Source organism: Candidatus Bathyarchaeia archaeon, assembly GCA_041447175.1.
Classification (GTDB): Archaea; Thermoproteota; Bathyarchaeia; order Bathyarchaeales; family Bathycorpusculaceae; genus JADGNF01.
In genome coordinates, this window is sequence record CP166960.1 from 993,992 (window position 1) to 1,007,279 (window position 13,288).

Genomic DNA, 13,288 nt, shown 5'->3' on the forward strand with positions numbered 1-13,288 from the left:
GATAAAAACAGTTCATGCTTACCAATTCTTTCTCACATCAATTTGTTAAGGTAAGGTACTTGTCAAATTGAGCTGAAGATACACATAACGATTATCGTATTCAACTGCGCCATTTTTAGCGTTATAAGCCCACAATTCCACTAAAAGGCGATAAGTAAAAGCGGTGCTATTTGAATTCCATATCGCAGCTTTGTTGACCTCAATATTGTTGTTGTTTATGGACATACTTCTGATTGAAGACTGATTTTCTCTTTCATAGACCCCCGAAAAAGAGAAGGCTAAGGGTAGCTCAACACTCTGGTTCTTTGGTAGCAAAAATTGATAGGTGTAAAGAGACTGCAATGGACTTGGACTGCTTACGGTTGCATTAGGCAGAGAATCAGTTTCATTTAATAACTTTAAATTTACCGCATAGTACGCCGCGGACCCTAAACGGTTTCCAACTCCAATATAGATTGAATAGTTTTGTCCTGAATCAATGTTGTAGGGGTAGTCTTGGGCTTTTTGGTTTGGACCTAGAAGGTAAAGTTCGGAGAACTGTTCTTCTGGCGGCAGGTGTATTACGTTGCTTAATACGGGTGAGGCAAGGAGCAATATACCAATTAGACCAACTGAAAAGAGCCCAATTTTGTATCCAATGAGCCTCATGGTCTATCTTCCACTTTGTCTACTTCGGATAATATTCTATTGAATCTTCGTTTAATCAAACTCCAAGTTACAATTAAAGCTGAAACAAGTATCAATGAACCAATTGCTGCAAGTGCTATATTGGAAGAAAAAGCTGTTTTTGCATCATTTGTAGCCGTTATCTGAGCACTGTTTGCTTCGACCATAACTTGTTGCGCTTTAGTAATAACGGTTTCTGCAACGCTTATGGTGGTTGTGTTATCGCCAATTTGATAAGCATTTTCTGCTTGCGCTTGCAGAGTTGCAGTATCATTTAACTGATTTAACAGGTTAGTGATGTCAGCACCAGCATTTTCCGCGTCCAAAATCGCCTGAAAAGCTTGGTTAATTGCGGTTGTGGCTTCTTGTATTTTAGTTTCTGCGGAATCGAATTGAGCAAAAGTATAAGCCACGCTGCAAACGTAGCCGTAGGATACTAAAAAAATCAGAGCTAATGTTACGATTAGTTTGAATTTGATATTTCCCACAGGGGCACCCTGAAAAAGTTCACATCTGAAGCTGAAAAATCCCCCTCTGACGAGAGCGGATGCGAATTCTTTGCTTAGAGCAAATGTGTTGCCTTAGGACGTCTGTCGATATTGTACACAAACTTTTGAGCCGTATCCATTTAAACATTTAGGAATGAAATTCTGCTATGTATTTTTAAAACAAATAAAAAAGTTAACAATTTTATTCTCCTAATTGAAGTGCATTTTTTTGGGAAACGATATTGAAGTGTTGAGCGAGTTGAAGGAGCAATCAAAAATATTTATATATTAAGTGTCAAGTAGCAAGAGTAGCAAGAGGGAGTTAATTTGAAGACTAATAAGCTTGTTAAGGTTTTGTTTATGCCTGTCGTTCTTTTTGCTTTTGTTATTGGTTGGTGTCTTTATTTTGTGGGTGAGGATAAGCAAAAAGTTGCGAATTCACGGTCTTCAGTGAGGAAAAGTGCGGGTAAGGATTGTGTAGAATTTTCGGTGGTTCCTTTGCAGGAACGAAAGGTTGTTGCAGAATAAGCCGTTTTTCGTTTTTTGTGGGATTTTGTGGAGGCTTTTGCCTGAGTTCCGTTTTTAGTTTGTGGTTGGTTTCATTAGGGTGGGTTATTGGGTTGTTTCGAGCATTATTCGTTTGAGAATGTCCATGCCATGTTTGACTTTAAGTTTCTTTTCGCCCACGCGTTCCCGGTAGCCAATTGGCACTTCTACGATTTGATATCCTTTACGTTCGACTAGATGGTTAAGTTCAACTTCAATGTCAAAACCTTTGGATTTTACGACCCAGTCTTTGAGAATTTCTGCACGCACTACGCGCAAGCCAGTTAAGGGGTCTTTCATTTGAACGCCATTAAGGAAACTGTGAGTGAAGGCAATCAACCGGTTTCCCAAATGAAACACTGTGTGCAATGCTTTAGTGTCTAAGTTTTCTGTGAAACGGTTTCCGCAGACCATGCCGACGCGCGGGTTCTCTTGAAGAATGGCGATCATTTGTGGGATGTGCTCGGCGGGGTAAGTGAAGTCGGCGTCTGTTATAACTATGTAGTCAACATCTAAGTTTGAACATTCGATTGCTTTGGCTAATGCATCTCCTTTGCCTTTGCCGTTTTGAAATGCTATTTCTGCGCCTAGATTCTTGGCAACCTCTACGGTTCGGTCAGTACTGTTGCCATCAACGACAAGAACACTACAGTTGATGTGGGCTTGCATCTCAGCAATGGTAAGTCCAATACCGTGTTCTTCATTCAGGGCAGCAATAATAACGTGCGTTAAGGGAGTTGCCTCTGCTCCTTTCTCCATCATAATTTTCCCCTTTCTTTTCTTTAACCATCTTATTAACCTTTCCAATATTTAAAGAACTATGGAAAAAATATCTACAACTATTGAGTAAAATCTAATTTGCGTCCAAAACGGACTTTTCTGATTCATCAACCATCGAGGGCGCACAAAGGTTAATCAACATTTCACGTTCGACCTCTAATGCCTCACAAAGCTGTTTGACTTTCAGAAAATGTTCATGATAAGTGCGGTATTTTTTTAGAAAAACCAATCCCTTGTCAGTTAAGACGTAGGTTGAATCGCGAACCTCAAGAAAGCCAAAACATACAATTCGATTCAAATATTTTTCCACAAGCTTGAAACTCAGATTTGCCGTGTACATAATTCGGGTTTTTGTAGCACCTGAATGCGCAACCTCTAGAATGGCTGCAACAATGCTTAGCTTATCACGGTTTTTTCCGAACATAAACACACCTGAGTAAAAATCTGAATGTACACAAAGCAGAACGTTTCAGCGCGGTCTTCAAGAAGTGATACGGAGTTAAACCTACCGAATCCCTTCCTGACGGAAGTGGAACTGAAACAAAATCAGCTTAATTAAATGTCAAGCTGCTGTTCTTTTCCTCCCAAAGGCATCATAGCCTTTTCTCAGCAGAACATCATTTAAGGATTCCGAATGAAAACTCAATAACATATAGATAAAAATAGATTTCCAATGCAAAATCCATCGGCCACTATACTCCAAAATAGCGTTTATAGAGTTGTGATGGAAGCTCGAGGTGAAACCTACTTCACTGGAGGCAGAGATAAGACCGAAAGATTGTAGCGAACCATTTGCCCCTTTGCAACTAACCAGTGAAGTCATGTTTTGTTTTGTCCCCTTTTTGAGTATTCAAATGGAAACCTAAAAAAAACAATATAAACATAATTCTCCACCCGTAATATTCCACTGGTCGTAGGTACACCCAGAAGAAGCAATAACGAGGCGCGGAGGCTTAACTGAAGATGAATGTTTATGGAAAAAAATAGGCGGTATAGGACGTTTTTTGGAGAAATATTCACGGCATTCGCAGATAGTGTTAAAGATTTTGAGTTTCAAACAAACAGCAAAAGAAAAACACTGTTCGCGAACAACACGCTATGATGAAGCAAACGAACTTTCAAATAAGAAATAGAAAGCAAAATGCAAAGGTAATGCATTAATTAAAATTCATAAGCAAAACATTGAACAAAAATCAGCAGAGCATCACACATAACAACACATTAAACACCGTCTGAAACCGCCTGTGCAGACAGACATTTGGGTCAGATTTGGGGTCAATTCTGCAAAACTTTAATAATTAAACCAAACATCAACAAAGCTCCAAATAACAGAAGCGAGAGGGATAAATTGAAAAAAACAACAGCAGCGGTACTTTTAACATTATTAGCCATAAGCGTTTTTTGTGCCTCAGTGACTACAGATGCCTACGCAAAACCTGAAGATGTACAAATTCTAAGCTATAGCTGGTATACTTATCCTGCTTCAAGTTACAGTCAAGGCGCATTCATCGTGGTTGGCGAAGTGCAAAACGTTGGCATAACAAACTTAGACGGCGTTCGAATAATGGGCATCGTTTACACTAGTGATGGGCAACCTCAAGCAGAGTCAATGTGCCAAGCTTTTGTAGAGGATATGCTTCCTCAACAAAAAGCGCCCTTTTACATGTACTTTGATGTGAACAATGCGTACAGCGGCAACATGACTTGGATGGACCTGGTAGACCATGTTGACCTTACCGTTGTCTATGCAAATGACACTGAGACTCAGCCAGACACGAATCTTGTAGTTTTAGGCAATGCATCCTATACTGACCCCAGTCGCAATGGTCTTTACACGGTCACTGGAATTATCAAAAATAATGGAGTGCAGCCAAGTAAAAATCTGGTGTGGGCAGTTACAACGTTCTATGATTCTTCAGGAACGGTCATAGGGGTTAATCAAACTGCTTCACCACATATGAAAACGTCGCTAGCTCCTAACGCCACGTTTGCATTCACCGCTACACCTGTAGACTACACTCTACTTTCAGGACAGGTTGCCAGCTTTTCAATTTTAGTTCAAAGTCGCCAAATAGCCGTTGCAAGCCCCACCCCAACACCGACCCAGTCAGCCAATCCTTCACCAACGCCCACAACTGCCATCACCCAGCAGCCAACGCAGCCACCGCAAGGTCAACCGTCAACTGATGCAGGTTCGTCTCAGGAGTGGCTGTATGCCTTGGTTGGCGCGGTTGCGGGGGCAGTCGCAGTCATTGTGGTTATGGTTGTGTTCAGAAAGAAGAAGTGAAGCGGCAGCCCAGCATTTTTTGGCTGTTGCGTCACTTTTTTTTGATTTTTGAGATTTTTTGTTTTCGCTGAGTGGATTTCTTTGAGCAAAAGGGTGGAAGGCGTTTCTATTCGATTGTTGGTTCACTTTCTTCGCTTGTGTCTTGGAGCGAAGGCGACTCTTGTTGTTCAGTTTCGGGTTCTTGGGGTTTGGTGACTTTGCGGGCGTGTGTTATGTAGCCGGTGTGTCCTGTCATGAGTGTTTGGGGTCGAACTTTGCCGCGTTCGGTCTGCATGTTCCGCATTATGCATTCGAATGTTTCGATGTTAAGGAAATTATTTTCTTTTAGGGCTTCAACAGTTTTGACCACTTGGTCAATTGTTGGGCTAAATGAGACGATGGTTCCTGAGGGTTTGAGGGCTTCATATGCTTGTGGAACAACAAGCCAAGGCACAGCCATGTCCAAAACCACGGCGTCAACATCGCGTTCGTCGATGCCTGTGACTACGTCTTTGAGTTTAAGTTCCACATAATCGATATGTCCGGAGCGGGTGAGGTTTTTTTCGGCGGTTTTTTGTCCTTCGGGGCGGATGTCGTAGCTGTAGATTTTGCCTGTGGGCTGCACGTAGTGGGCAAGTGCGGTGGTTAGTGCGCCTGTTCCTGTGCCTGATTCGACAACGCGGCTTCCTGGTCCGATGCCGCTGAACATGACGATGAGTGCTGCGTCTTTGGCGTAGATGATTTGGGTGTTGCGTTGGGATTTGAGGATGTAGTCGGTGAGTTGGGGTTTGAGGACGGTGAAGTTTATGCCTAGGCTACTTTTGAAGGTTGAGCCGAATTCTTTGCCGATGAGGTCGTCAAATTTAACGTAGCCTTTGTGGGTGTGGAAGGTTTGTCCTGCTTGGACTTTGATCATGTAGGTTCGGCGCAGGTCTAGGTATAGTAGGATGTTGTCGCCTTCAGCGATTTTCTGGGAGGTCAACTGGTTATTTTTCTCCTTGGTTGTGTGTACCATGCAAATTTATGCTTTTAAACTTTGAAGCTTGTGCGGGAGATTTTGCGTGGGTAATCTATTGTTGGGTGCTGGTTTGCTTGAAATTGTCTATACCCCTCTATGTTTTGGCAAAGCCCGTTTTTGGTTGTTTTTTAGATTTAACGTTTGTTTTGGGTTTTTGTTGCGGCATAAAATGGCTGAGAAAGGCGTGGAAGGGCGGGAAATGGCTGTTTTTGATTTCAACAATGGCGTCTGGACACATTTTCTTTAGGGCAAGGGGTCAAAACCCTATTAGCTGGCTACATGTTTGCAGTATGTGATTCTGATAAAAGACGTTGTGGCAAACAAAAATTCCATAGGGTACAGTTGCATCTTTTGCTGCAGGTTTATTGTGTAAAGAAATCTTTACAAATAGGCTTTTATGCAGAAAACGCGTTTGTACAGTTTGATGGCTATGAACAAGGCGAGTGTGGTTATAGCTGTTGTTTTAATGTGCTCACTCATAGCTGCGGCGACAGTTATTGCTGCAAATCAGCCTTTGAGTCAAGAGCCCAATCCCGCCGTGCCTATCAGCACTCAAACTCCCGAGTCTACATCAACTTCCGCGACGACTGCCAACCCACTTCCACCTGATTCTGCCCCAGCAAAGACCACGCAGCCACCACCCACAGAGAAACCTCCTGCCTCTTCTCCTCCAACAGCATCCCCAACCCCCACCTCTATATCCTTCATCGTTCCAGACCACATCGAGGTAGAAACCAAAGCGTTGTCAAACCTGTTTAACGCCACATTAGACTACATTTTCTTAGATGGAACAAACCAAACAGCGGAGCGCCATGACCTCTTCGGGTTCGGAACCTCGCGCAACTACACCTACTACCCCGTAGATGTTGCGTTGAAGTTAACTTACATTGGTGCCTCTGAAGATGAACCGTATGGAGCCAAAATCGAAGGCTACTTAGTCAATCTCTCCACAGACACAGATGTTGTCGCCAGCTACATATGTTATGTTGGAACAAACCTCAAGGCAGGTTTTGACCCCTCGCGAAACGAACTTACACCATACTTACAGATTGCCCTCAATTCGGCTGCTGGAACCCCCAATTGCTTTTCATTGTGTTTGAACTTGACAGCAGGTGAATCGTTTAGCGCTTCACTCGGGTCCACAGGTTCGCTGGGTACACTTAGAAACATGTCCCGAACCCTAAGCGTATGGACAAATGGCACCCCAACCGAAGTGACTGCAACAGTATACAGACTAGGCTGGATAGTATTCACCGAGGAATCCGTCGCGTTTGTGGCAAACCCTGCATCTGAAGATGTTTTGCAGGAGGTTCAGCTTGAAAAGGTCGGCGTTGACTTCCGCTACGGCAACAAACCTATTTCTTAACTATCTACCAAGCCTTTTTGTCTGTTCTAAACAGTCTTTCTCTGCAGCATTTTTGAGCCGAAAAATAACTTAAGAAGCCGCCTTCCCACAGCCTTGCAGGTGCTGCCCTGTGACTTTGGATAGGCATGTGGAGTTTAAAGTAGTGATGCAAAGAGGAAGCCGACTTCAAGTCCCCAAACTTATCCGCTGGGAATTCAAACTCGAACCAGCACAGGTCCTGCGGATTGCGCTACATTTTGACGGCCACTGGGGTACGCGAGAAGAATTCTTTGGACACATCAACAAGGCTGGACGCATAACTGTCCCCAAGTTAATTTGCAGCTTGCTTAAAAACACTTATAATGGGCATGAGTTGGCGGAGGCAACTTTTGTGGTAGAGTTGGAGCCCGCTGACAAACCCGACGAATAGGAATAACAAAAAGGACGGACGTTAAGAAACGATTCAGGTTCCGTTAACGGCATACCTTAGGTTCAGCCTGTTTTTTCTCTTCCTTCTCCACCATCCGCTTGACCTTTTTCTCCATCTTCAACTCGTAAGCATGTTCTTTCACGGGCGGCGCCAAGGTCTTCTCGGTATAGAGCAGGTTGGGGAGCAAAATTCGTTGTTCGCCTGTTTTGACGACGATTTTTTGTTCGCCGATGGAGTCTTCAAAATCTTCCTGGGCTTCAACAATCCAGTAGCCTTCGCTTTGGGAGACAATTCGGACTTTATGCAGCCCGCGGTAGTAGCGGATTTCTCCACTCAAAACGACCACTCCTGCAAATATAAGCACACGGCAACATAAAAACGCCTAGCACCCTACAAGAGGTACGCTTTGTTTTTCTGAACCAGCGTGATTTGGCTGTTAAGGTCACGCATAAACCCCGCAAACAAGTCCGCCTGCTCCGTATGCACCGGAAACACCCGCTTTGCCCCAATCGTTTTCAAAGCGGCTTTGAGCTGCAGGGGCATCATGTGGCCTGAAACATGCACATGGTACTGCGGCAGCCCATAGTGCCGTAGCCAGTTAAGGAGGCGTTCAAAGTCGATTTCCATTTCCTCGTTAAACGGCTCCGAAGCCGACAACACATAGCAGCTTCCCGCCGCGGGCTTTAGCGCCACGAGCTCCTCAAAATCATAAAACCCAAGCGCCAAAACCATGCCGCACTGGCGCTTCGAAGCTTCGAAAACATCAAAAACCTTGTTTTCCCCGTCAAACCGCTCCATCAACGCCCGTTCCCACCGTTCATAGCGTTGCTTCGACTTTCGAAAAATCATCAGGTTGGGGTCAGAGAGGTCAGGAACTTGCAGGTGTTTGTCGGTTCGCAGTGCATCCAGCAGTTGGGCTTGGCGTAATGAAACAGCAAGGCACCGTCCGTTCTGTTTGGCTATGTGAAAGAAGCTGTTGAGGCGGTCCACGTCGGAGTAGCCAAACTCTGCCAGCACAATACCGTTTGATTGTGAGATGATGTTGTTGAGTTTGGTTTGCACTTCTACTTCGTTGGACACGGAGGCGCCGGTCATGTTGGTGGCTTCCGAGATGACAGCCACGGGGTCCGCCTGCTTGGCTGCTTCGATGAAGTCGCGGGTCATTTCGGGTTTGGCGCCGTGGTCCCGAAAATCTCCGGTGTACACGACGGAGCCGTTGGAGGTGTGAATTATAAATCCGTAGGCGCCGGGCACGGAATGGTCAACGTGGATGGGTTCAATCTCTAAGCTGCCGATGTGGATTTTGTCGCCTGTGCGGAACGGTTGGAAGCATATGTCTTTGACGCTAAACTCCAAGTCAGCACGGCGCACTTGCCCAAGGGTCTGCAAAATCGTCTGTGTGGTTTCTCCGCAGTAAACGGGGATTTCCCGTTTGATAAACGACAGATAGGCGGTGTGGTCTAAGTGCCCATGCGAAATAAAGACGGCGTCCGCTTGGGGCTCGGAGGCGTCAAACTTGTAGAGCCCCCCAATTTTGGGCAGAATACCCAGCTCCTGCAGGCTCCTTTCGCTGCGGGGCGACAGAAAAGGCGGTGAATAAAACAGCTTCTTTTGGCTAAAGGACATGCCAAAGTCGAAGAAGACGCGGGTGTCGTGGTCTTGGAGCAGGATTTTGTTGCCGCCGATCTCGTCGACTCCACCATAGAAGGTGAGGCTGGTTGTGGGTTTCACCATTTCTTGCACTTTGGGCCTTCAATTTTTCTGCAGGTGTTAGCCATGGCGCGCAGCACACGGGGTAGGGTGAATATGCTAAAGACGCGGGTGTAGCGGGTTACCGCGGCGCATTTGATGGCTTGGGGGTTTCCGCCCGCTTGGAGGTAGCCCTCGATGAAGGCTTCTGTTATGAATTCAGCTTTCTGCTCGCCTCCATTCAATGGCAGATAGTGCCCGCAGTAAAACAGGAAACAGGCAACATCCCAAGCGCGGTCGCCACTTCGGCTGGCTTGCTCAAAATCAATCAAGGACAAGTTACCTTGTGTGTCGACCAAGATGTTTTCGGGTTTCGTGTCACCCAAAACCACGTTTAAGGCGTGCACTTTAGCGTAGGTTTCCCCTACTTTTTGAATAATGTTAAAGTCATTTTCGGTTAAGTCAGAGTTCTGGGTTAAGGCGATTCTTTTAATGAGGTTGCTGAAGTTGTCTCCTTCTAGGAACTCCATGAAAACCAGTCGTTCACTGGCTGAAACATGCAGGATTTTGGGCACACGAAAACCCGCCGCGCCGAGAAATTCGTTTATGGCGCATTCCCGTTCCAGCCGTGACCTGCCCATGAGGGCAAAGCTACGGGCGCCGATGCTCCACATCGACAGCGGGAACCACTTCATACCTGAGAGGTCTTTGAAGCGTTTCACCAGCACCTTCTTTTCTGTGTGGTCTGAATATGCCCGAATAAGGTACACGTCGTTGAGAAACCCGCCAAACTCCTCCACTTTAATTCGACTAAACTTTCCATCGTTTAACACGCGTTTGGCGTAGTCACGGATGTCAACTTTATCCGCTAAAGAAACCACACCATCCGTTGTGGGCACAAACACGTACTTCTGGGGGTTCACAAAGTTTCTGGAGAAGTCAAACTCTTTCTTCCAAGGCGGCGTCTGAAAACGCACAAACGCTTCAAAATTCTGTGACAGAAAATTTAGCAGTTGTGGGAAAACCCCAAAGAAGGCGGCAAAGATGGCGCGGGGCGCGGTTTTTATAGTGTTGGTGAAGCGGACGCGGGGGGTTTTGCTGGCGGTGATGAAGCTGGAGGATATTGTGACCTCGTGTTCAGACAGGGTTAAAGGCCCGTCGTTATGAAGTTGGCGCAGGGCATCCATGTAGCCGCTAAGAATAAAACTTGTTTTTTCGCGGTTTGCTTCTTCGCAGAGAATGTAGGAGGAGCCGTAAGCCATGGGTGGAAAAACCCTGACACGGTTTAACAGAACCTCATACATGAAGTATTCAGGTTTAATCCGCAGGGTGTAGGAAAGTTCGGGATAGCTTATAATGAGGTTCTCCAAAAGCTCCAGAATTAGTCGCTTCTTTAAAGCGACCTCTTGCAAGTGTAAATACGCAGGGTTGTCTAAGGCGGTGTAGGGGAAAAGCAGCAAACGAGCCAAAGCTTCACCAAGAAAGCCACGGTCAACGTCGCGCTCAAAAATCCATTGATCCACCACTAGGAAAACTACGTTTCGACCATCGATAATTTTGACGTAGCTGAGTAAACGGGGCTGAAAACCCTTCAGAATCACTAGAACTTCGATTGTGGATTTGGCGGTGGGCACTTCAAGGGTGTAGTCGTCGGATTGGCAAACCGCGACGGTTTCGTGGGGTCCAGTAACGTGTCTGCAAAAGTTCAAGATTTGACGTGTAAGGTCATCGTCGCCACCACTGGAAAGTTGATTCAAACCGTCACCTGACCTGCCGTTTACTATATTGAACAGAGCAGGTTGTATATAACAAGTATCTCCTGAACCCGAGATCGGGTACGGCAAGCGATTTTAGATTAAACCAGAAAAGTTGACGCAGACAGGTTTTCGGCTCTTACAAGGTTTTGACAGGAAAGCTGCAACGAGGTTTCCGCAGAAAGTAAAAAAGTGACGCCTTTTGTAGTTAGGTAATAGAGTTTCGTGTAACCATGGCAGTCTATGGTGTCGCCAATTTTTAGGTAGCCTTGTTTTTTTAGGTATTTTAAGGATGAATAAATTTGGAGGGGTCGGATGTTTAAGCCGAAGCTATCTTGTATTGTTTCTCTGAGTTGGGAGCTGGTTTTGGGCTGGTCTTTTAGCATATCGAGTAGCATGAAGCTGAAGAGCTTAAGGGAGGGCGTTCTTTGGAGGTTTGCTTTTTGGGTCTGCATTTTGGATTCCTGCTGTTTTACTGTTGTACAACAGTACAATTATATCTTTTACAGACATATTTCAGCGTGCTCTACCATAGAAAAACTCACTAATAAACCTTCAGTAACCAAAATCCCAAGGAAACATACATAAAACAACCAACAAAAACCCCGCCAAAACCCAAAAACACCCCTCAAAAACAACTACACATCACCTGTACAACACTACACCAAAACCCACCACAACATCAGAGCATCTTCGAAACGTAAGGACCATCATACCCGTATCCAAAACGCAAATAATACTTCTTAGTGCCCAACGCACTAATCACCAAAATCTTCCTCGCACCATAACAGTCACAAGCAACACGTTCAGCTTCACGTAGCAACGCTTCCCCATAACCCTTATGCTGCCAAGCATCAGCCAAATGCTTGCCGACTGGAACCAGTTGCCCATAAACGTGAAGCTCCCGCACAATCGCCGAAGCCACAACCGAAATTTCGGGGCGATGCGCCATAAAAGAAGGAACCCGAAGCCGCAGGTACCCCACCAAAACGTCGTTTTCCCGATCCTCAGCTGAAATGAAAACCTCTTTGCCTCCCGAAGCTTCGTAGGTAACAGATGCAATTTGGACATTATTCAAATCTGGCTTCACCCCATCAGCCATAAGACGGTGTCCCACCTCACGGCAGCGGATGCATCGGCAGCGTTTGCCCTCTTGGGCAAGTTCTAGTTGGGCAAGCTGACGCAAATTACTCTTCTTCACACCCGCCACTATAAGCCCCGCGGGGATGTCACGTTGAACTCGCATGATGCGCACCCATGGTGGAATCATCTTTTTAACTTCAGCAATTAACTTTGCAGCTTCTTGGGTGCAATACGGCTTGTAGGCGTCTTGCTGGTACCATTGATGCGTTTTCGTGCCGTCTATAACCAAGCAGGGGTAAATTTTGAGCATGTCAGGTTTAAAGGCGGAGTCAGTGAAAATTCGCCTAAACGCTTCCAAGTCCTTCTCAAAACTTGAGCCAGGTAACCCAGGCATCATGTGGTACACGACTTTTAACCCTGCATCCTTGGCAATCTGGGTCGCTTCTTGCACGTCAGCAACAGTGTGAGTTCGACCCACTAAACGGTAGATTGTATCATCAGGATTTTGCACCCCCAACTCAATGCGAGTAACACCCATATCCAGCATGGCGTTAATGTGAGGCTGCTTTGCCCAGTCAGGACGGGTTTCCACCGTTATGCCTACGTTACGGGTTTTGCTGGTTTCTGCGTTCTTCTTTGCCTCCTCCAAACTATGCGATTTCTCGCCTGTTATTGCATCAAGGCAGCGCTGAATAAACCAGTGCTGGTATTCGGTTGGGGTAGCAGGGAAGGTGCCGCCCATGACAATGAGTTCGATTTTGTCCACGCGGTGACCAATTGCCGTAAGCTGGTCAATACGGCTTTGGACCTGCAGATAAGGGTCATAGCTGTTTTGTCCACCACGCATAGCAGCAGGTTCATAACCTGTGTAGCTTTGGGGACTACCCGTTGTGGGGCCACCTGGGCAGTAAGCACAGGGTTCAGGCTGCGGACACGGATACGGCTTAGTCATGACCGCAACCACGGTAACACCTGAGATGGCGCGAGTAGTTTTCCTGCGCAAAATGCCTCCAAGTTTGCTTTTCTCGTCAGAGGTCAGAACGGCTAGCAAATCAGCGTTTGAAGGAATTTGCTGCAAGTGATGTTTAGCGGCGACCCTGAGCTTGAGCCGGTGAGCGTCGTCAGCAGTAGGGGAAGGCAGAAGCAGGAGGGCGTCAACGATGTCACGGGCAGGTTCAATTTTGGACTTGGACATGGCGTTACCAGTACAGTACAGAACTCGT

At 46.0% G+C, this 13,288-nt stretch carries 15 protein-coding genes; 5 read left to right on the top strand and 10 right to left on the bottom strand.

What is annotated here, in order from left to right; genetic code table 11:
- Window positions 1-45: 45 nt before the first annotated feature.
- Window positions 46-648, bottom strand: coding sequence for a DUF1616 domain-containing protein (locus tag ACBZ72_05225; GenBank protein ID XES78276.1), 603 nt, complete (start codon window positions 646-648; stop codon window positions 46-48).
- Window positions 645-1,154 carry a hypothetical protein gene (locus tag ACBZ72_05230; protein XES78277.1) on the bottom strand — a complete coding sequence of 170 codons (510 nt, stop codon included), beginning with the start codon at window positions 1,152-1,154 and terminating at the stop codon, window positions 645-647. Before ACBZ72_05230 ends, ACBZ72_05225 begins: the two co-directional genes overlap by 4 nt.
- A gap of 327 nt (window positions 1,155-1,481) precedes the next feature.
- Here ACBZ72_05230 and ACBZ72_05235 point away from each other — a divergent pair, with 327 nt between their 5' ends.
- Window positions 1,482-1,682 carry a hypothetical protein gene (locus ACBZ72_05235; GenBank protein ID XES78278.1) on the top strand — a complete coding sequence of 67 codons (201 nt, stop codon included), beginning with the start codon at window positions 1,482-1,484 and terminating at the stop codon, window positions 1,680-1,682.
- A gap of 84 nt (window positions 1,683-1,766) precedes the next feature.
- Here the strand turns inward: ACBZ72_05235 and ACBZ72_05240 are convergent, their stop codons facing one another.
- Both ACBZ72_05240 and ACBZ72_05245 read right to left on the bottom strand, forming a co-directional pair.
- Window positions 1,767-2,462, bottom strand: a complete 696-nt coding sequence (locus ACBZ72_05240) for a glycosyltransferase family 2 protein (protein ID XES78279.1) — start codon at window positions 2,460-2,462, stop codon at window positions 1,767-1,769.
- Window positions 2,463-2,553: 91 nt separating this feature from the next.
- A complete protein-coding gene (locus tag ACBZ72_05245) occupies window positions 2,554-2,904 on the bottom strand; it encodes a winged helix-turn-helix domain-containing protein (protein XES78280.1) in 351 nt (116 codons plus the stop codon).
- Window positions 2,905-3,828: 924 nt separating this feature from the next.
- On the opposite strand from ACBZ72_05245, the gene ACBZ72_05250 reads away from it, so the two are divergent.
- A complete protein-coding gene (locus tag ACBZ72_05250) occupies window positions 3,829-4,767 on the top strand; it encodes an FxLYD domain-containing protein (GenBank protein ID XES78281.1) in 939 nt (312 codons plus the stop codon).
- A gap of 106 nt (window positions 4,768-4,873) precedes the next feature.
- Here the strand turns inward: ACBZ72_05250 and ACBZ72_05255 are convergent, their stop codons facing one another.
- Complete coding sequence (locus tag ACBZ72_05255; protein ID XES78282.1) at window positions 4,874-5,761, bottom strand: tRNA (adenine-N1)-methyltransferase; 888 nt, start codon at window positions 5,759-5,761, stop codon at window positions 4,874-4,876.
- A 46-nt stretch (window positions 5,762-5,807) separates the two neighbouring features.
- On the opposite strand from ACBZ72_05255, the gene ACBZ72_05260 reads away from it, so the two are divergent.
- The 3 genes from ACBZ72_05260 (at window position 5,808) to ACBZ72_05270 (ending at window position 7,539) form a co-directional block, all read left to right on the top strand.
- Complete coding sequence (locus ACBZ72_05260) at window positions 5,808-6,011, top strand: hypothetical protein (GenBank protein XES78283.1); 204 nt, start codon at window positions 5,808-5,810, stop codon at window positions 6,009-6,011.
- Window positions 6,012-6,230: 219 nt separating this feature from the next.
- Window positions 6,231-7,130, top strand: a complete 900-nt coding sequence (locus tag ACBZ72_05265) for a hypothetical protein (GenBank protein ID XES78284.1) — start codon at window positions 6,231-6,233, stop codon at window positions 7,128-7,130.
- Window positions 7,131-7,239: 109 nt separating this feature from the next.
- Window positions 7,240-7,539, top strand: coding sequence for a hypothetical protein (locus ACBZ72_05270; GenBank protein ID XES78285.1), 300 nt, complete (start codon window positions 7,240-7,242; stop codon window positions 7,537-7,539).
- A 43-nt stretch (window positions 7,540-7,582) separates the two neighbouring features.
- Here ACBZ72_05270 and ACBZ72_05275 read toward each other — a convergent pair whose 3' ends face one another.
- The 5 genes from ACBZ72_05275 to ACBZ72_05295 all read right to left on the bottom strand — a co-directional run bounded on the left by ACBZ72_05275 (window position 7,583) and on the right by ACBZ72_05295 (window position 13,260).
- Window positions 7,583-7,876, bottom strand: a complete 294-nt coding sequence (locus ACBZ72_05275) for a hypothetical protein (GenBank protein ID XES78286.1) — start codon at window positions 7,874-7,876, stop codon at window positions 7,583-7,585.
- A 53-nt stretch (window positions 7,877-7,929) separates the two neighbouring features.
- Complete coding sequence (locus ACBZ72_05280) at window positions 7,930-9,273, bottom strand: MBL fold metallo-hydrolase (protein XES78287.1); 1,344 nt, start codon at window positions 9,271-9,273, stop codon at window positions 7,930-7,932.
- The gene (locus tag ACBZ72_05285) at window positions 9,267-10,985 is read right to left on the bottom strand and encodes a lipopolysaccharide kinase InaA family protein (protein XES78288.1); all 1,719 of its coding nucleotides are present in this window, start codon (window positions 10,983-10,985) and stop codon (window positions 9,267-9,269) included. The genes ACBZ72_05280 and ACBZ72_05285 overlap by 7 nt, the downstream gene beginning before the upstream one ends.
- 98 nt (window positions 10,986-11,083) lie before the next feature.
- Window positions 11,084-11,437, bottom strand: a complete 354-nt coding sequence (locus tag ACBZ72_05290) for a hypothetical protein (protein ID XES78289.1) — start codon at window positions 11,435-11,437, stop codon at window positions 11,084-11,086.
- Window positions 11,438-11,664: 227 nt separating this feature from the next.
- Window positions 11,665-13,260, bottom strand: a complete 1,596-nt coding sequence (locus tag ACBZ72_05295; GenBank protein ID XES78290.1) for a tRNA uridine(34) 5-carboxymethylaminomethyl modification radical SAM/GNAT enzyme Elp3 — start codon at window positions 13,258-13,260, stop codon at window positions 11,665-11,667.
- Window positions 13,261-13,288 lie beyond the last annotated feature (28 nt).